The organism is Erythrobacter sp. Dej080120_24 (assembly GCF_036322605.1).
GTDB lineage: Bacteria > Pseudomonadota > Alphaproteobacteria > Sphingomonadales > Sphingomonadaceae > Erythrobacter > Erythrobacter aurantius.
The window spans coordinates 1,178,982-1,196,774 of the sequence record NZ_AP027262.1 but is presented as its reverse complement, the minus strand read 5'-3'; the positions used below and the strand labels follow the sequence as shown (position 1 = coordinate 1,196,774).

Genomic DNA, 17,793 nt, shown 5'->3' with positions numbered 1-17,793 from the left:
CATCGCCCTTAGTCGAGCCGCATCCAACGCTCAACCCATCGAAGTGCCCTTAGACATGGAAGTTTGGCACAAAGCGCCCTAGACCATGCTGAAACAGTCGAAACCACACCATCAGAATACAGGAAAAGTCGCCCTATGAGCTTCCTCGGCAAGGCATGGAAAGTGATCGTCGGGATCAAGGACACGCTGGTGCTCGTCTTCATGTTGCTGTTTTTCATCGCCCTGTTCGGCATCCTGTCAGCCTCTCCCAACCCCGGTGAGGTGCGCGACGGTGCGCTGTATATCGATCTGTCGGGCTATGTGGTTGAGGAAAGCTCTCCGATTGACCCGATCGAGACGCTGCTGGCAGGCGAAGCTCCGCCGACCGAATATCAGGTGCGCGATCTGGTCCGCGCGCTTGATGCGGCAGCGGGCGATGAACGGATAAAGGCGGTGGTGATCGACATGACCGGCTTTGTCGGCGGTGGTCAGGTCCATCTGCAGGAAGTCGGTGAGGCGATGGACCGGGTGCGCAAGGCGGAAAAGCCGGTGCTTACCTATGCGCTCGGCTATGCTGATGATCACATGCACCTTGCCGCGCATGCAAGCGAGGTGTGGGTCGATCCGCTGGGCGGCGCGCTGATCGCCGGTCCGGGCGGCAGCAACCTTTACTATGCGCGCCTGCTCGAGCGTCTGAACGTCAATGCGCGGGTGTACCGCGTGGGCGAGTTCAAGTCGGCGGTGGAGCCCTATCTGCTAAACGGCCCCTCCGAAGCGGCGATGGAGAATCTGCGCAGTCTTTACGGCGCGATGTGGGAAGAATGGCAGGCCAATGTGAAGAAGGCGCGGCCCGATCTTCAGCTTGAGCGGGTGACGCGCGATCCCGTGGCCTGGGTTGAGGCATCTTCGGGCGATCTGGCGAAGGCCGCGCTTGAGGCGGGTCTGGTCGACAAGCTGGGCGACCGGGTCGAATTTGGCACCCGCGTTGCCGAAATCGCCGGTGAAGACCGCTGGAACGAAAAGCCGGGCGCTTACGCGCGCAGCGATTTCCTGCCCTATCTCGCCGATGTCGGGCCGGGCACGGGCAGCTCTTCGAACACAATCGCCGTCGTCACCGTGGCAGGCACTATCGTCGATGGCGATGCCGGGCCAGGCACCGCGGGTGGCGACCGGATTGCCGGGCTGCTCGACGATGCGCTCAGTGATGACAGCATCAAGGGGCTGGTCGTGCGGGTCAATTCGCCCGGAGGATCAGTCACCGCATCGGAGGAAATCCGGCGCGCGATCGAGCGTTTCCGGGCCAAGGAAATTCCCGTCGCCGTGTCTTTCGGCAATGTCGCGGCCAGCGGCGGATACTGGGTGGCAACGGCGGGGGATCGCATCTTCGCCCAGCCCGAAACCATCACCGGTTCGATCGGGGTGTTCGCGGTAATCCCGACCTTTGAAGGGGCGGCGAACGAAATCGGCGTCAACGCTGCCGGTTATCGCACGACGCCGCTTTCGGGACAGCCGGACCTGATCGCGGGCCTGACCCCGGAACTGGATACCATCCTGCAAGCGGGTGTGACCGATACCTATTCCGATTTCCTTGAGCGCGTCGCCAAGGCGCGCGGTATGACGACCGAAAAGGTCGATCAGATCGCCCAAGGCCGCGTTTGGGACGGCGGTGCCGCGCGGCAGCTCGGATTGGTCGATCAGTTCGGCGGACTGTCCGATGCCTTGCAATGGGTGGCGGGTGAAGCCGGTTTGGAAGAAAATGACTGGAGCGCGCGGTTCCTCGGCAAGCAGGAAGCCAATTACGACTCGCTGATCCGGCAACTGGTAACCGCCTCCGTGGCGCCTGCCGCACAAGCGCGCAGCGGCGATCTGTTCGCGATGGCGGCGCGGCAACGCGAAGTGCTGCTGGGGCAATTGGTCGCCGATGCGAACCGGCTCTCCGGCGCGCAAGGGGTGCAGGCCTATTGCCTTGAATGCCCTGCCCTTCCCCAGCCGGCTCGCCGCAGCGATACGCGCTCGCTCATGCAATGGCTGGGTGCGTGGATTTCCGGGTAAGCCGCGCACGCGAGATGCCGGGTAGATAGAGGCTTGCAATAGAGCCCGTACCGCAGTAGTTGCGCGCCCCTGTCCGTGAAACGGCAAAAAGGTCGTTTCCGCCAAAGGACGGGCGCGTAGCTCAGTGGTAGAGCACACCCTTCACACGGGTGGGGTCGCAAGTTCAATCCTTGCCGCGCCCACCATCTTTTCAATGACTTAGGAAAGATGGGCTGCGTTTCCCTGCAAACGCGGGGCCGAGAATGTCTCGATCATCTCCGGCATAGACACGGTACTTAGTGGTAGCCGACTGGTCTGGCGGCTCAGTCCGGTGCAACGCGCTCCTCACGCAGCACCCTGCCTTTGCGCCCGGCTTCGGCGACAAGCGTGTCAGCTTCCTTCAGGACTCCGATGAAGTCCGTATAATCCTCGTCCATGCAGCCCGAGTTCCACGCGATCTCGGTTGTCGTCGCGCCCTTGGTCAGACGGATGGTCCCATACGCCAAGTCGGTCATGAAGTTGTCGCAGTCGTTCGCATCGGGCGCGGGCTGATGCAGACGGGCGAGCACGCTTTCGAGGGTGCTGTAAAATCGCGCGTCTGCATCGATTTCGTGCCAGACAAGTGTGTAGCTGCCGAGCGGTTCGCCCGCTTCCTTGCGCGCCTCGGTCCAGCTTCCTCCGACACCCGGAGCCATCCGCCACGAAGTCACGGTCTCGCCCCAGCTCTTGACCTCGAAGGCGATGAAGTCCCAGCGCGGCTCCGGCGCATCTTCCTGAGCATGAGACTGCGCCGCTGCCGCAAACGCAAGCAGGGCCGCTGCGGCCATCCGGGTGTGTCCAAGTTTCATTCTGATGCTCCGATCAAAGCCGGATCGAAGGAGTGCTGCTGGGCAAGATCGCGCTGTTGTATCCCGCGATCAGCGCGATCAGCCCGATTGCGATCTTCCCCATGACGCAAGCCTCATCCACCTTCTATGAGTGCATCGACGATGACGTAGGTTTCCGGCCCGAAACTGATCGTCACCTCGTCGTCCTTGCGGCTGACCTCAAAGTCCCAACCAGCCGAGCCGTCCGCTTGGGCGCTGTCCGCGCCATAAGGGGTGGTTCCCTGGAAGAATATCGCGCGCTTGCGCCCATCGGGCTTGAACACTTCGACCAGAGTCGTGCCGTCCTCTCCCCAATTGCGCTTGACGCCTGCATTGCAGCGCATTTCGGGTGCTGCACCGTCAAAACCGCAGGGCAGGATCGTGGTCGCGCTGTATTCGTCCCCCGGCGAGATAGGCTCGGGAATATCGGGCGGCGGTGGAGGCCGATTGTTCGCATCTGCGACGACTTCGCCTGTCTCCGCTCCTTCCGCAGCGCTTACACCCGCTTCATCGCCCTGCGCTCCTCCGCACGCCGCGAGACTTCCGGCAAGCAAGCCGACCACGACCAATCTGTTCATTCTCATAATCGCCTTCTCACCTTCTTCCTGCGTCATCCGGCACTCTAATCAGAGCGCGCCTTCGCTTCCGGTATACATCACCTCGCCGACGGTGCCGTCCCGATAAGCAAGGCAACGCCACGGCGCTTGGGCGCCATCGACATTGACGTAGATTGCGATAGCCGCTTCTGATTCCTCGATGCGGTTGGTCCCGGTCACGCGCGCTCCGGTCTCTTGCGCAACCCTGTCGGTGCAGCGGGTTTCGAGGCTGTTCGGCCCGCGGATCGCGACCTCCTTGGGAGTGGCGGGAGTTGCCTCAACGGGGGCATTCTCGCCCAAACCGACATTGGCATCGCCCATCGCGATCGAGACGAGCCGCACGCCTTCGATATTGCCGACGATCTCCCCGCCGAGCGCTTCGGCAGAAGCCTCGTCCGGACAGCCGACGAGCAGCGCGCTATCGTCGAGATAGTTCGAGGTCGCTGCGCTTTCACCGAGCCGCCGGCACGCATCGCCTGCGTTTGGATACCCGTCACCGAAAGGCGCGAGGCTTTCGGGAATGACGGCGACAGCGGTTTCAGCATCGCCCTCATCTGTTGCTTCATTCTCTGCGCCGCCGCAGGCCGATAGGGCGAGAATCGCGGCCGAGCAAATCATCACTCGCATCATCATTTCCAATCTCCAGTCAGTATTCGTTCGGGCCTTGGCTGATCACGGGGGCGGGAAGCGGCGTGGACGAAGCGCAGACCATCTTCGCTGCGTTCGCCGTCGCTTCCCTCACCGTCACGATCATGCTGCCAAGCCGGTCAGCGACAATTGGGGTGCTGGCCTATGTCGCGCAGGTCATAAAAGCGCCCGTCGGCGATCGTGACCTGAACGCACTGGCGGGATTCCGGCCGCCACTGGATCGAATAGCGTGTGTTGCCGCTGGTGAAGTTGTCGACCTGGCGGAAGCCGCGCCGCTCGAGTTCGCTCATCCCGCCTGCAGCACGCGCGTCCTGCAAATCGTCGAAGCGCGCGACCTGAGCGTATCCTCCGCGACGGTGATGATCGCGAAGGTTCGCCTCGCGCTCTTCGGTACCCTTCTCATAGCCGTGGGCATAGGCATCGTCGCGATTGTAGTTGTGATAGCCCGCATGATGGAGCCCATCGCGATAGCCGCGATCGAATTCGGCGGTCTGGGTCTCGTCGTAGTCACGCCCTTCCCGGTGATGCGACTTACCACCCGCGAGCAAAGCGCCGAGCAGAACTGCGCCCACGCCGATGGCTGCTGCCTCTCCGCCGCTGATGCCGCCCGAATGGCCGCAATCCTTGTTCGGCGCATCGTTGATCGTCATCACCTGGCCGCTGCGCTCTGAAGTCTCGACGACAATGCAGTTGTCTCCCCTTTCCTGCCACCAATAGCTGTTGGCAAAGCCGCCGCTGGTGCGGTGGCTGCTGACATGGCGAAAGCCGCGGTCGTAAATCGTGCGTTCGACTTCGGCCGCGTTGCGTCCGTTCAGGTAGGTCAGGTCATTTGCCTTCTCAGCCAGAGCAGGGGTCGCAACAAGCGCACCAAAGGCCGATGCGGAGACAAGATAGCGGGCAATCGAGTTCATCGTAGTCTGCTCCCATTTTCCCGGCCGATCCAGACCGGGGATGCTTCCCGGGACTGAGCCGGCACTGTCATCGAACCCGCTCACCGTGTGGTTCCCGGCTGCTTCCGGGAACACTTCGGAAACTAAACAATGCCGGCAATGAGATACATCGACACCTTCTGCCACTAATTTGACATTTCATGCCAATAGTACACTAATCTGCCTCAAGCATTCTTCGTGGTCGGAAACGCTTCGTGAATATCGCCGCCCCTCTCGGATTCGATGCGTGCATTGCAGAACTTTCGCGCAAAGATCCCTTCAAGGCCTTTTCCAAGGTTCCCACGGGTATGCTCTCCTTTTGGGCGGAGAGTATCGGCTGGCCCGACTGGCTTTTGGAGGGCACGAGCCATGCCGGAAGCAAACAACTGCCACGCCGGATCCGCATGGTTGACGACCTCAAGGCCACCGCCAACCTGATCGAACGGATCGGGGAGGAACGCCTCGTGGAGATGATCTTCGAGTGGGGAAGGTTTCCGGGCGATACCGCCGTGCTCTCCGCACCCGATCTCGGATCGGCGCTTTCGTTCTTCAGCGCCAACGTCAACCGAACCAATCCACCGATCAGTCTCGCACTTTGCGACAACGCTGACCCGGTACGGCTCTCTATGGCAATCGATCCTGACATCGCACCCTTCAGCCCCATTTACGAAAGCACGCTGATCGCCGTCGTCCTTGCCGTGGTGCGATCCTTCATCGAACTCAGGAAGGAGGGGCGGGATATTCTCGGCAAGGTGACGGTCGGCATCGTACGATCCTCGCCAGTGGTCGCTGGCAAATTTCCCTGCCGGATCGTGACATCCTCGCAAGAGCCCTTCATCGACATTCCCAAGGACGCGCTTACCCGCACCAACCCCGGCTTCAATCCCGACTTTTGGGAAGGCATCCTCAGGCAGGGCCAGACCGAGGGGACGTCCACAAACGCGGATATGCCCGAGCTCGTCCGCGCGGTAGAAGCGGCGGTGACGGCATCGCTAACGGAACATGGCCGGATCCTGCAATTTGCAGAGGTGGCCCGGTCACTCGACCGTTCGCAGCGCACTCTCGCACGCAATCTAGCGGAGTCGGGGTTCAGCTATCGTTCCATTGTTGACCGAGTCCGCCTCACCATGGCTCAAGACCTGTTGCTGCATGGAAGACTTGCTGTTCACGAGGTTGCCAAGCGGCTCGGATATGGCGACGACACTGCCTTCGTGCGCTCGTTCCGGCGGCATTTCGGCGTGTCGCCCGCGCGGTGGCGCCGCAATGAATTGCTGGCGCAGTCCCAGGGAAATACCGCTGCATGAGCGGCAGCGTATCGAGCGGGTGGACTCGCAGCGCGTAGCGCGAAGAGGGCCGCGCCAGCGGCCAACGGAACCGGAGCCCGCACAGTGAGCGCAGCGAATGGAGCGGGTGAAGGGAATCGAACCCTCGTCGTCAGCTTGGGAAGCTGCTGCTCTACCATTGAGCTACACCCGCGCAGGTTCTGCCGCCGCATCTGTCGCGAATGCCCGCTTTCGTCAATCCACTTTCGCGGCAGACCAGCCGAGTCGCCCTCCGCATCCTCCGCCATTCTGGCCCGCCAAACCCTACAGTCTGGAACAGGTGGAACACGGTCCAGAGAAAAAAGCCGCGTTCTGTCACCCTTCAGGGCGCAGAGTGTCACCTTTGAGCGCGAAGTGTCACCCGGATCGGCGCGGGTGTCACTCTTGAGCGGGAAAGTGTGACTATAGCCGCACCCGAAGTGTCGCCTTTCACGGACGAAAGTGTCACCCGAAAAGGCGCACGCGGCGAGCGGATCGAGGGCGGGATGAAAGGCGACCATTCCCCCGTTCGTAGCGCCGGGCGGCGGTGTAGGACAGCGGAGGGTGGTGCAGCGGCGCAGTGCTGGTCAGGAAGCCGTGAGGCGCCAGAACCGTTCCCGAAGCTCTGAAATTCGCCACCAGCCCTTCGATAGCATGCAGCTAATTTCTCAAAGAGTCACTGGAACGGTCTTTGCGAAGTTGTGAGTAATGCGGGTAAATAGAAAGAATATATTGCACCAACCCCATGATGACTTTGACGGGATTCTTGCTCGTCAGATTCAGGTGCGCCAGACCTTTCCTTGCTATTAAGTTCCCCCGCGCTATCGATTTATTGAAATACTCACGAGATTTGGACCGGTCTTTTTCGGTGACGCCACCGACCTGATACAGAGCTCCGAGCCTACACAGAGCAGGTGAGAAGCCCAGGTCTGCCGCACGTTGAAATGCCTGAACCGCCTCTGTCTGCCTTCCAATTGACTGATAATAGCGGCCAAGTCGATACGATGCCTCCAGTGAGCCCAGTTCGCATGCACGCAAAAACAACGCCTCACCTTTAGCTCGATCAACCTCTACACCATGCCTGCCATAGAGAAAGATGTATCCCAGAACGAATAATGCTACCTTAGAATTCTTGTCTGCCAAGTGTGAAAGATCACTAATTGACTTCATAATATCCGTCTTGCGCAAATGAATTGCATCCACGAGGGCATCAGAATATTCGTCCTCCTCAAGTTCAATCATATATTGTTCCATTTGGAGTCCCATTCTCTACGCTAATTGTATCGAACGCAAAGCACATTGCCCTGTCATTCACATGAATTCAAATGACTATATAAAGGTTCTCACTCTTGTCAGGTTCAAGCCATACTCATCGTATGTGTTGATCACCCGGCTCGCGGCGGAGTCGTAGCGATCCGAGCTATAGACGATCGATCCGCGCGCATCGTTCTGCAGGAAGCGGGCGTTGTTGATGCTAATGCTGGCTCCGTTGTAGCTCACCAGCGGATCGTCTGCCCCAACCCCCGCCCCACGCCCAGCAAATTAGGCAGTCCGCACCCCCTTGCCTCCGGCGCCGTGCAGCGTCATTGGGTGGTCGCAAGAGACAGGAGAATTCCCCATGCGTCAGATCGACCATTTCATCGTTGGCGATACCCCCGCACCGACCCGCAAGGCCCAGATTTGGAACCCCTCTACCGGAGAGATCCAGGCCGAAGTCGCGCTGGGGGATGCCGCGCTGCTCGAACGCGCGGTCGCGACGGCCAAGCGGGTGCAGCCCGGCTGGGCGGCGACGAACCCGCAAAAGCGCGCGCGTGTCATGTTCCGGTTCAAGGAGCTGATCGAGGCGAACATGCAGAGCCTTGCCGAAATGCTTTCATCCGAACACGGCAAGGTGATCGACGATGCCAAGGGCGATGTGCAGCGCGGGCTGGAAGTGATCGAATTCGCCTGCGGCATCCCGCAGGTGCTGAAAGGCGAATACACCCAAGGCGCAGGGCCGGGCATTGATGTCTATTCGATGCGCCAGCCGCTGGGCATCGGCGCGGGGATCACCCCGTTCAACTTCCCCGCGATGATCCCGATGTGGATGTTCGGCATGGCCTGCGCGGCGGGCAACGCCTTCATCCTCAAACCGTCGGAGCGCGATCCCAGCGTGCCGGTACGGCTCGCCGAACTGTTCGTCGAAGCGGGCGCGCCGGAGGGGCTGTTGCAGGTCGTCCACGGGGACAAGGAAATGGTCGACGCGATCATCGACCATCCCGACATTCCGGCGATCAGCTTTGTCGGATCGTCCGACATCGCGCATTACATCTATCACCGCGGCGCCCAGAACGGGAAGCGGGTGCAGGCTTTCGGCGGGGCGAAGAACCACGGGATCGTGATGCCCGACGCCGATCTGGATCAGGTGGTGAACGATCTGGCGGGGGCGGCTTTCGGCTCTGCGGGCGAACGTTGCATGGCGCTGCCGGTGGTGGTGCCGGTGGGCGAGGACACGGCGGAGCGGCTGAAGGAAAAGCTGATCCCGGCGATCCATGCGCTTCGCATCGGTGTTTCGACCGATCCCGAAGCGCATTATGGCCCGGTCGTCACGCCGGAGCACAAGGCGCGGATCGAACAATGGATCACCACTGCGGCGGAAGAAGGCGCGGAAATCGTCATCGACGGGCGCGGCTTCACGCTGCAGGGGCATGAAAAAGGCTTCTTCGTCGGCCCGACCCTGATCGACCGGGTGACGCCGCAGATGAAGAGCTATCAGGAAGAAATTTTCGGACCCGTGCTGCAGATCGTGCGGGCAAAGGATTTCGAGGACGCGCTGCGGCTGCCTTCCGAACATCAGTATGGCAATGGCGTCGCGATCTTCACCCGCAACGGCCACGCCGCGCGCGAATTTGCGAGCCGGGTGAATGTCGGCATGGTCGGCATCAACGTGCCGATCCCGGTTCCGGTCAGCTACCACAGCTTTGGCGGGTGGAAGCGTTCGGGCTTTGGCGACATCGATCAATACGGGACGGAAGGCCTCGCTTTCTGGACCAAGAAGAAGAAGATAACCCAGCGCTGGCCCGATGGCGGCGGGGATGGCTCCAACGCCTTTGTCATTCCGACGATGGGGTGAAGCTGCTATGGGGCGATCATGAAACCGATCGCCCCGATTGCCGCCGCTCTCACACTCGCACTCGCCGCCTGTTCGGGCGAGGCGGAGGCGCCTTCGGATGGCGCGGATGTCGAATTGACCGTTTCGACCACGGACAATCCCTATGGCTCTGACGATGCGGCTGAGGTCGAGGCTCCCACGCAGGCGCCCGCCGCGATCCCGCCCCGGTTCCAGGGCGTGTGGGACTACACCGAAGGCACATGTTCGCCCGAAAGCGACATGCGGATGGAAATCAGCGGCAATGAAATCCTGTTTTACGAAAGCATGGGCACGCTGACCGCAATCGAGGAGCAAGGCTCGGACGTGATTGTCTCTCTGGCAATGGAAGGAGAGGGCGAGACGTGGGAGCAAAAGTCGGTCTTGCGAATTCAGGGAAATCCCGAAAGGTTGCTGGTGCTGCCGGACCCGGAATCGGATATTCTGGTTCGCCCCATGCCGCGCCAGAGATGCAACTAGGAGAAGCCCGATGATCCGATTGATTGCCCCGAGTGTGACCGTCTGCCTCGCGCTTGCGGGATGCGCAGGCAGCTATGCCGCGCCCGAACCCGCGCGGCCCGCGCCCGGCACGTGCGATGCGGGGGCGGTGCAATCCTATGTCGGCCAGAAGGCGAACGGTGAAACCGGCGCGGCGATCCTTGCGGGGAGCAAGGCGCGCGCCCTGCGCTGGGGCCCGCCGAACAGCGCATGGACCATGGATTACCGCGAAGACCGGGTGAACGTGCGCTATGACGCAGGGATGACGATCACCGCGATCACCTGCGGATGAGTAAGCGCCAGCGCACCACATCCGGCTCCCCATTCGAGGCGCAGTTCGGCTTCTGCCGCGCGGTGCGGGTGGGAGACCGGATCATCGTCGCGGGCACAGGCCCGGTCGAACCCGATGGCACGACCACTCCCGGAGGCGCCGCCGAGCAGGCCGAACGCTGCTGCGCGATCATCGCTGCCGCGATTGAGGAACTGGGCGGTTCGGCCAGCGATGTCGTGCGCACCCGAATGCTGCTCACCGATTTCGACGATCAGGCGGCCGTGGGCGAAGTCCACGCCCGCTGGTTTGGCGAAGCCCGCCCTGCCGCAACCATGGCCGGGGTGGCATGGCTGTGCCGCCGCGCATGGAAGGTCGAGATCGAGGCCGAGGCTGTGATTTCGAACGGCTAGGCGACGATCTTGAGCCGCGGCGGTTGATCGCGCCACTGCGCCAGCGCATCCTCCACCCGTTCCATCAGCTGCAGCGTGTCCTGCGTCTGGTCGAGATCGTCCTTTGACACCAGCACCCGCACTTCGTCCCCGCCCAGAGCAATCGCGATCGTCGGCAGCGCGATGCCGTGATCGGGATAGGCAGCGGCGAAATCGTCGCGGTGGTGGAACGCCACTTCGAACGGCAGCTCGGCCAGAAAGCGTTTCCACTCCGGATGCATCGACACCGCGCCATAGGTGATCGCGCAAAGCGAACACGGGTAGGTCGCGGGCGAAGTAATCTTCCACAGCGCGTCCCTGAGCGCGTTCAGCACGCCGCCATCGGCATTGTAGACGATCAAAAGGCGCGCGCGGGCCGGGTGTACGGAAGTTGTCATGAGATTTGATACGTTTGAAAGCCCGATCCGGTTACAGCATTGCGGCGGGAATGTCGCGCGCAATGCGATCATTGCCTATCAAACAAACGAGGCGGCACGCTCTTTTCTATGGCTGCGCCACGGGCTAAACCGCTCGCCATGACAGGACAATTTCAACTCACCGAAGACCAGCTCGCGATCCAGGAAATGGCGCAGCGTTTCACCGCCGACAACATCACCCCTTTCGCGGGCGAATGGGATGAAAAGCACCACTTCCCCAAGGACGTGATCAAGCGCACGGCAGAGCTTGGCTTTGGCGCGATCTATGTTTCGGAAGAATCGGGCGGGATCGGGCTTGGGCGGCTTGAAGCCGCGCTGATCATGGAGGCGATGGCCTATGGCTGCCCCACCACATCCGCCTTCATCTCGATCCACAACATGGCTGCATGGATGATCGACCAGTTCGGCGGGCAGGAGCTGAAAGACCGCTACCTCCCCGATCTCATCACGATGGACAAGATCGCCAGCTATTGCCTTACCGAACCGGGCAGCGGATCGGACGCGGCGGGATTGAAGACCAGCGCGGTTCTGGATGGCGACCATTACGTGCTGAACGGCACCAAGCAGTTCATTTCGGGCGGCGGGGTCAACGACATTTACGTCACCATGGTCCGCACCGGCGATCACAAGACCAAGGGCATCACCTGCCTCGTGGTGGACAAGGACACGCCCGGCGTCAGCTTTGGCGCGCCCGAGAAGAAGCTCGGCTGGAACGCCTCCCCCACCGCGCAGGTGATTTTCGAGGACGCGCGCGTGCCGGTGGCAAACCGCGTGGGCGATGAAGGCGAAGGCTTCCGTTTCGCGATGATGGGCCTTGATGGCGGCCGTCTGAACATTGGCGCGTGCTCGCTCGGCGGGGCGCAGCGGTGCCTTGATGAAGCCGTGGCCTACACCAAGGATCGCAAGCAGTTCGATACGCCGGTGGCCGATTTCCAGAACACCCAGTTCATGCTCGCCGACATGGCCACCGATCTGGAGGCGGCGCGCGCGCTGCTGTATCTGGCGGCGGCCAAGGTGACCGACAATGCGCCCGACAAATCGCGCTTTTCCGCAATGGCAAAGCGTCTGGCGACCGATAACGGATCGAAGGTGGTCAATGACGCGCTGCAATTGTTCGGCGGATACGGATATCTGAAAGATTACCCCATCGAACGCTTCTGGCGCGATCTGAGGGTCCATTCGATCCTTGAAGGCACCAATCAGGTGATGCGAATGATCGTGGGCCGGGATTTGCTGCGGCAGTGAGGTTTGACGGTTGAGGGTTCGCGTTCCGCTGCTAGCCTACGCTGTGGCTTCGTTCCTTGGTGCAGCCATCCATATGTTTCTCGTCTCCCTTATGGAGACGGTCGAAGCGAGTGATGTCTTTTTCGGAACTATTTTGTTCTGGATAGGAGGTGGCATCCTTGGCACCCCGGTTGCCGTTCCGGCAATCATCGCGACGGAAAGATGGGGAAAAGGCCCTTGTTGGTTTTTCCTAAGCCTTGGTGCTGGCTCCTGCCTAGGAGTTCTTGCCTTGATCGCTCAATCGGGCTGGACAACGGAGCAAATGATAGCCCTTCTGGTCGCAGCAATAGTGGCCTCAGGAGCATACTGGTTCTTTGCATGGCATTTATTCCCTCCACAGAAGGAAATTGAATCGATCCAGGAAGTGTTCGAATGACCACCGAAACCATTGCCATGACAACGCTCGTCGTCCCCGATTACGACGCGGCCATCGCCTTTTATGTCGGCACGCTCGGCTTCACTCTCGCCGAAGACACCGAGATGGGCGGCGGCAAACGCTGGGTCGTTGTCGCGCCTTGTGGCGGCGGAGCGAGGCTGCTGATCGCCAAGGCTGCCGACGATGCGCAGCGCGCCGCGATCGGCAATCAGGCAGGCGGGCGGGTCGCTTTTTTCCTCCAAACCGATAGCTTCACCGATTGCCATAACCGCTTTACGGCAGCAGGGGTGACATTCCATGAAGAACCCCGCCACGAGCCCTATGGCACCGTTGCGGTGTTCAGCGATCCTTTTGGCAATCGCTGGGACCTGATCGAACCGAAAGCGAATTGATGACCGACGACGTTCTCACCCGCATAAACGGCCCCATCGGGCATATCTCGCTTAACCGGCCCAAGGCCCTGCACGCGCTGACGCTGGAAATGTGCCACGCAATGTCCGCCGCTCTCACCGAGTGGGAAAAGGACGATGCGATTGCAGCGATCATCATCGATCATCACGACGGGCGCGGATTCTGCGCCGGCGGCGATATCGCTTTCCTGCGCAATTCGGCGCTGAACGATGGCGGCACCTTGGGGCGCAAGTTCTTCCACGACGAATACCAGCTGAACCATCAGCTGTTCACCTATCCCAAGCCCGTGGTCGCCTTCATGGACGGGGTGACGATGGGCGGCGGCGTGGGCATTTCGCAGCCGGCGAAATATCGCGTGGCGACCGAAAACACCCGCTTTGCCATGCCCGAAACCGGGATCGGCCTGTTCCCCGATGTCGGCGGCGGCTGGTATCTTTCGCGGCTTGGCGGGCGGCTGGGCCAGTTCCTCGCGCTCACCGGCGCGCGGCTTGACGGGGCGGAGGCGTTGTGGACCGGCCTTGCCACGCATTACGTGCCGCATGCCATGCTGGAGGATATCAAGGCGCGCATCCACGATCACCCGGATCGGATCGCGGGCATCCTGTCCGAGCCGGTCGGCACCCCGCCCAAGGCCCGGATCGAGGAAAACGCGGTGAAGATCGCGCGCCATTTTGCCAGCGATTCCTACGAAGACATCCTCGCCAGTCTCGAAACCGCCATCGAAGCGGGCGACGACTGGGCGCAAAAGGAGCGCGACACGCTTGGCACCAAAAGCCCGCAGACCTGCAAGGTCGCGCTGCGCCAGCTTGCGACCAGCCTCACGCTGGACAGCTTCGCCGAAAACATGGCGATGGAATACCGCATCGCCAGCCGCGTGCTGACCCGCCCCGATTTTGCCGAGGGCGTGCGCGCGGTGATCGTGGACAAGACCCATGATCCCAAATGGAACCCGGCAACACCCGAGGACGTGACCGAAGAATTGCTCGACGCGATCTTTGCGCCGCTCCCGGCAAAGGAAGAATGGAAACCCCTATGAGCTACGAAACCATCACCGTCGAAACCGATGCCCGCGGGACAAAGGGCGTCACGCTGATGACGATCAACCGCCCGCAGGCGCTCAATGCCCTGAATTCAAAGGTGCTGGAGGAATTGATCGACGCCTTCGCCGCCTATCAGGCCGACGCTTCGCAGCTGTGCGCGGTGCTGACGGGATCGGGCGAGAAAGCCTTTGCCGCAGGCGCCGACATCAAGGAGATGAGCGAGAAGGCCGCAGCCGATTTCTATCTCGACGATTTCTTCTCCCCCTGGACCAGCGAAATCGTGAAGAAGACCCGCAAGCCGTGGATCGCGGCGGTCAACGGCTTCGCACTGGGCGGCGGGTGCGAGCTGGCGATGATGGCCGATTTCATCATTGCATCCGACAATGCGAAATTCGGCCAGCCGGAAATCAAGCTGGGCGTCGCCCCCGGCATGGGCGGATCGCAGCGCCTGACCCGCGCCATCGGCAAGTCCAAGAGTATGGAAATGTGCCTGACGGGCCGAATAATGAGCGCCGAGGAAGCCGAACGATCAAACCTGATCGTGCGCGTGGTGCCGCAGGCCGACCTCATCACCGAAGTGCTGAAGACCGCCGCCACCATCGCCGCAATGCCGCCGATGGCGACGATCGCGAACAAGGAAATGGTGAACAGCGCGTTCGAAATGACGCTGGATCAGGGCCTGATCGTCGAACGCCGCATCTTCCAGATCCTCACCGCGAGCGAGGACAAGGCCGAAGGCATGGCGGCCTTCATCGAAAAGCGCGAAGGACAGTGGAAGGGGCGTTAAACCGCCATGAACTGGTCACCCTTTCTCGAGATATTCGTCGGCCTGTTCCTGCTGCTGGGCGTGGCACTGGGCCGGTTTACCGGGATAAGGGTGTGGTGGATCGGGCTCGGCATATTCCTGCTGGTCACGCTCGGTCTGATGGTGGCTGAACAGTCGACCCAATCGCGCGGCTGGAGCCTTAGCGGCGAGGATTTGTCGATCTATGCCCTGCTTGGCGGGTTCGCCGCGGTCCCGGCGCTCGCAACAGCGGCGCTCGGGCGCTATTTGAAACGGAGAGGACAATCATGAAAATCGCCTTCATCGGCCTCGGCAACATGGGCGGCGGGATGGCCGCGAACCTTGTGAAGGCGGGCCACAGCGTGCGCGCTTTCGATCTCAGCACTCCGGCGCGGGAAGCAGCAGAGGCAGCCGGGTGCGCAGCCTTCGATAGCGCCAAGACCGCTTGCGAAGGGGTGGATGCGGTGGTTTCGATGCTGCCCAACGGCGCCATCGTGAAAGCGGTCTATGAAAACGAGGTGATCGGCCACGCACCGCACACCGCCGTGCTGATCGATTGTTCGACGATCGATGTCGCGACCGCGCGCGAAGTGGCCGAGGCGGCCCATGCGCAAGGGTACAAGATGGTCGACGCACCCGTGTCCGGTGGCATTGCCGCGGCGGCGGGCGGCACGCTGACTTTCATGGTCGGCGGCGAAGTCCATGCCTTTGACGCGGCAAAGCCCGTGCTCGAAGCGATGGGCAAGGCGGTGATCCATGCGGGCGCGGTGGGCGCAGGGCAGACCGCGAAAATCTGCAACAACATGCTCCTCGCCATCACCATGATCGGCACCGCCGAAGCGATGAAGATGGCGCAGAAGCTCGGCCTAGATCCGCAGAAATTCTACGAGATCAGCTCGCAAAGCTCGGGCTACAACTGGTCGCTCAACGCCTATACGCCGATGCCGGGCGTGGGCGTGGAAAGCCCGGCGGACAAGGATTACCAGGGCGGCTTTGCGACCGGGCTAATGCTCAAGGACCTGCGGCTGGCGATGGAAGCGGCGGAAGGAGCCGGGGCGAACACCCCGCTGGGCGCCCACGCGCGCGAGATTTACGAGGAATTCGCCAAGGACAACGCTGCGCTCGATTTCTCCGGGATCATCAAGACCCTCTGATTTCGGCAAGCACCGCGTCGAGCCATTCGCGCGGTGCTGCCCTGCGCCCGATTTCGGCGACGAATTCCTGACCGCGTGCAACGCTGCGCAGCCGCTTTTCACCCTCGCCGCCCCTGATCCAGCGATCGGCCCGGTCGTGATAGGACAGGCCCCCGCGCTTAAGCCAGTCGGGCCGTCGCCACAGGCTGGGCGGACCGCCGGGGACTGTAAGGCGCAAGGAATCGCTGGCGCGCGCGGCGGTGCGTCCTTCCCCGCGCCAGATCACGTCATTGGCGCTGTGCAGCGCCAGCGCGTGCGGGTGCGCCATTTCGACCAGTTCTGCCGGTATTCCGGCGGATAGCGGGATGATCTCCTCGACCCGCAGATAGCCGAAGATGCGGTGATGCGGCTCCCCGCTTGCTTCCTCCGTAAACAGGCCGAAAAACAGGAAGACATCACCCACGCCCACGCCCTGCCCTTCGAGATGGGTTTGCGCGGCGCTGTGCTGGCCGAAGACGCAGGTGCCGTCAGAGCGGAACATCGGATCGTGGTGGCACAGGTCAGCCGCGTCCAGTCGCCCCTTGCTCGCCCGCACGGCATGATCGCCCAGCCCCAGATCGCCATAGCTGGTGGTGCTGGCCGTGCCCGCCGGGATCGGCAGGCTGACAGGGCGGCCATCGACTATCGGCGAAGGCCCGCCGCCCGCGCTGCTGTCGAAACCCTTGCGTGAGAAAACGATCTTCATTCAGCCCCTTCTGCCCGGCAGGAAAAAGTTGCACAAGGCGCGCCCTTCCTTGCTTTGCGCGCAGGGCAGTTTGCGGCTAAAGGCGCGCCCATGACACAAGAGACAAAGGTTACCGCGCTGGTGATGGCGGGCAAGCGTTCGGGCGTGCTCGATCCGCTGGCCGAAAAAGCGGGCGTTTCGCAAAAGGCCGTGGTGCCGGTGAACGGCGTGCCGATGGTCGAGCGCGTGGTGCGCGCAGTTGCGCAATGCCCTGAGGTCGGCGCGATCCGCATCGTCGCGCACGAGCCCGATGAAATCGCCGCCCTGCCCGGTGTCGCAGCCCTGATCGAACAAGGGCGCCTGACCTTTGCCGAAGGCAAGTTCAACCTTGTCGACAGCGTCTTTTCAGGGGCGGAGGGCGCGGAATTTCCGCTGCTGATCACCACCGCAGACAACTGCCTAGTCACCCCTGAAGGCTACACCGAATTCGTGACGAAATGTATCGCCGCCGGGGCTGATGTCTCGGCAGGTCTGGCGCGCAAGGAAGACGTGATCGCGGCCGATCCTGTCGGGCAAAAGCGGTTTTACGAATTCCGCGACGGCGGCTTTTCCAATTGCAACATGTACTGGATCGGCAATCGCGATGCGCTGGGCGCGGCGGAAATCATGCGTCAGGGCGGCCAGTTCATGAAGTTCCCGAGCCGCATCATCATGGCGTTCGGCCTGATGAACCTGATCCGTTTCCGCCTCGGGACCGGTTCAAAGGAAAAGCTGTTCGAACAGGTTTCCAGACGGTTCGGCTTCAAGCTGGTCCCGATTGAGCTTTCCGACGGGCATTACGCCATCGATGTCGATGAGGAACGCTCTTTCGGCGTGACCGAGCGTATCCTCAAGCGCCGCGAAGGCTAAAACTGGGACGGCTCCGCGCAC

At 61.8% G+C, this 17,793-nt stretch carries 21 protein-coding genes and 2 tRNA genes; 15 read left to right on the top strand and 8 right to left on the bottom strand.

Annotated elements, in window-relative coordinates; genetic code table 11:
• Positions 1-135 precede the first annotated feature (135 nt).
• The gene (gene sppA / locus AABA34_RS05700; RefSeq protein ID WP_338304279.1) at positions 136-2,031 is read left to right on the top strand and encodes a signal peptide peptidase SppA; all 1,896 of its coding nucleotides are present in this window, start codon (positions 136-138) and stop codon (positions 2,029-2,031) included.
• A gap of 110 nt (positions 2,032-2,141) precedes the next feature.
• Positions 2,142-2,216 (top strand) — tRNA-Val (locus AABA34_RS05695).
• 117 nt (positions 2,217-2,333) lie between these two features.
• On the opposite strand, the gene AABA34_RS05690 is transcribed toward AABA34_RS05695, so the two are convergent.
• The 4 genes from AABA34_RS05690 to AABA34_RS05675 all read right to left on the bottom strand — a co-directional run bounded on the left by AABA34_RS05690 (position 2,334) and on the right by AABA34_RS05675 (position 5,031).
• Positions 2,334-2,858 carry a hypothetical protein gene (locus tag AABA34_RS05690; protein WP_338304278.1) on the bottom strand — a complete coding sequence of 175 codons (525 nt, stop codon included), beginning with the start codon at positions 2,856-2,858 and terminating at the stop codon, positions 2,334-2,336.
• A gap of 113 nt (positions 2,859-2,971) precedes the next feature.
• Positions 2,972-3,454 carry a hypothetical protein gene (locus AABA34_RS05685; RefSeq protein WP_338304277.1) on the bottom strand — a complete coding sequence of 161 codons (483 nt, stop codon included), beginning with the start codon at positions 3,452-3,454 and terminating at the stop codon, positions 2,972-2,974.
• Positions 3,455-3,502: 48 nt separating this feature from the next.
• A complete protein-coding gene (locus AABA34_RS05680; RefSeq protein ID WP_338304276.1) occupies positions 3,503-4,105 on the bottom strand; it encodes a hypothetical protein in 603 nt (200 codons plus the stop codon).
• Positions 4,106-4,239: 134 nt separating this feature from the next.
• Positions 4,240-5,031 carry a hypothetical protein gene (locus AABA34_RS05675; RefSeq protein WP_338304275.1) on the bottom strand — a complete coding sequence of 264 codons (792 nt, stop codon included), beginning with the start codon at positions 5,029-5,031 and terminating at the stop codon, positions 4,240-4,242.
• A 233-nt stretch (positions 5,032-5,264) separates the two neighbouring features.
• On the opposite strand from AABA34_RS05675, the gene AABA34_RS05670 reads away from it, so the two are divergent.
• Positions 5,265-6,353 (top strand): helix-turn-helix transcriptional regulator, encoded by a 1,089-nt coding sequence (locus AABA34_RS05670; RefSeq protein ID WP_338304274.1) that lies wholly within the window; start codon positions 5,265-5,267, stop codon positions 6,351-6,353.
• Between the two features lie 98 nt (positions 6,354-6,451).
• Here AABA34_RS05670 and AABA34_RS05665 read toward each other — a convergent pair.
• Positions 6,452-6,525, bottom strand: a tRNA-Gly gene (locus AABA34_RS05665).
• A 485-nt stretch (positions 6,526-7,010) separates the two neighbouring features.
• The gene (locus tag AABA34_RS05660) at positions 7,011-7,604 is read right to left on the bottom strand and encodes a tetratricopeptide repeat protein (protein ID WP_338304273.1); all 594 of its coding nucleotides are present in this window, start codon (positions 7,602-7,604) and stop codon (positions 7,011-7,013) included.
• A gap of 364 nt (positions 7,605-7,968) precedes the next feature.
• Here AABA34_RS05660 and AABA34_RS05655 point away from each other — a divergent pair, with 364 nt between their 5' ends.
• Genes AABA34_RS05655 through AABA34_RS05640 form a run of 4 tightly spaced genes read left to right on the top strand, consistent with a single transcriptional unit; the run spans position 7,969 to position 10,656 of the window.
• The gene (locus AABA34_RS05655; protein WP_338304272.1) at positions 7,969-9,462 is read left to right on the top strand and encodes a CoA-acylating methylmalonate-semialdehyde dehydrogenase; all 1,494 of its coding nucleotides are present in this window, start codon (positions 7,969-7,971) and stop codon (positions 9,460-9,462) included.
• A gap of 18 nt (positions 9,463-9,480) precedes the next feature.
• Positions 9,481-9,957 carry a hypothetical protein gene (locus AABA34_RS05650; protein ID WP_338304271.1) on the top strand — a complete coding sequence of 159 codons (477 nt, stop codon included), beginning with the start codon at positions 9,481-9,483 and terminating at the stop codon, positions 9,955-9,957.
• A gap of 10 nt (positions 9,958-9,967) precedes the next feature.
• On the top strand, positions 9,968-10,267 hold the full coding sequence (locus AABA34_RS05645; protein ID WP_338304270.1) for an I78 family peptidase inhibitor: 300 nt from the start codon (positions 9,968-9,970) through the stop codon (positions 10,265-10,267).
• A complete protein-coding gene (locus AABA34_RS05640; protein WP_338304269.1) occupies positions 10,264-10,656 on the top strand; it encodes a RidA family protein in 393 nt (130 codons plus the stop codon). Before AABA34_RS05645 ends, AABA34_RS05640 begins: the two co-directional genes overlap by 4 nt.
• Here AABA34_RS05640 and AABA34_RS05635 read toward each other — a convergent pair.
• The gene (locus AABA34_RS05635) at positions 10,653-11,072 is read right to left on the bottom strand and encodes a hypothetical protein (RefSeq protein ID WP_338304268.1); all 420 of its coding nucleotides are present in this window, start codon (positions 11,070-11,072) and stop codon (positions 10,653-10,655) included. The two genes, AABA34_RS05640 and AABA34_RS05635, sit on opposite strands and share 4 nt — an antisense overlap.
• 138 nt (positions 11,073-11,210) lie before the next feature.
• Here AABA34_RS05635 and AABA34_RS05630 point away from each other — a divergent pair, with 138 nt between their 5' ends.
• The 7 genes from AABA34_RS05630 to mmsB are packed head-to-tail and all read left to right on the top strand — an operon-like array spanning position 11,211 to position 16,160.
• A complete protein-coding gene (locus AABA34_RS05630; protein ID WP_338304267.1) occupies positions 11,211-12,356 on the top strand; it encodes an acyl-CoA dehydrogenase family protein in 1,146 nt (381 codons plus the stop codon).
• A gap of 43 nt (positions 12,357-12,399) precedes the next feature.
• Positions 12,400-12,771 (top strand): hypothetical protein, encoded by a 372-nt coding sequence (locus AABA34_RS05625; RefSeq protein ID WP_338304266.1) that lies wholly within the window; start codon positions 12,400-12,402, stop codon positions 12,769-12,771.
• Complete coding sequence (locus AABA34_RS05620; protein WP_338304265.1) at positions 12,768-13,163, top strand: VOC family protein; 396 nt, start codon at positions 12,768-12,770, stop codon at positions 13,161-13,163. The genes AABA34_RS05625 and AABA34_RS05620 overlap by 4 nt, the downstream gene beginning before the upstream one ends.
• Complete coding sequence (locus AABA34_RS05615) at positions 13,163-14,218, top strand: enoyl-CoA hydratase/isomerase family protein (RefSeq protein WP_338304264.1); 1,056 nt, start codon at positions 13,163-13,165, stop codon at positions 14,216-14,218. The genes AABA34_RS05620 and AABA34_RS05615 overlap by 1 nt, the downstream gene beginning before the upstream one ends.
• Positions 14,215-15,009 (top strand): enoyl-CoA hydratase-related protein, encoded by a 795-nt coding sequence (locus AABA34_RS05610; RefSeq protein ID WP_338304263.1) that lies wholly within the window; start codon positions 14,215-14,217, stop codon positions 15,007-15,009. The genes AABA34_RS05615 and AABA34_RS05610 overlap by 4 nt, the downstream gene beginning before the upstream one ends.
• Positions 15,010-15,015: 6 nt before the next feature.
• Positions 15,016-15,297: a hypothetical protein gene (locus AABA34_RS05605; protein WP_338304262.1), complete on the top strand. Its 282-nt coding sequence runs from the start codon at positions 15,016-15,018 to the stop codon at positions 15,295-15,297.
• Positions 15,294-16,160, top strand: coding sequence for a 3-hydroxyisobutyrate dehydrogenase (gene mmsB, locus AABA34_RS05600; protein WP_338304261.1), 867 nt, complete (start codon positions 15,294-15,296; stop codon positions 16,158-16,160). The genes AABA34_RS05605 and mmsB overlap by 4 nt, the downstream gene beginning before the upstream one ends.
• Here the strand turns inward: mmsB and AABA34_RS05595 are convergent.
• Positions 16,147-16,884, bottom strand: a complete 738-nt coding sequence (locus AABA34_RS05595) for an Nmad3 family putative nucleotide modification protein (RefSeq protein WP_338304260.1) — start codon at positions 16,882-16,884, stop codon at positions 16,147-16,149. The genes mmsB and AABA34_RS05595 overlap by 14 nt on opposite strands.
• 90 nt (positions 16,885-16,974) lie before the next feature.
• Between AABA34_RS05595 and AABA34_RS05590 the strand changes: the two genes are divergently transcribed.
• The gene (locus AABA34_RS05590; protein WP_338304259.1) at positions 16,975-17,772 is read left to right on the top strand and encodes an NTP transferase domain-containing protein; all 798 of its coding nucleotides are present in this window, start codon (positions 16,975-16,977) and stop codon (positions 17,770-17,772) included.
• The last annotated feature ends 21 nt before the right edge of the window (positions 17,773-17,793 follow it).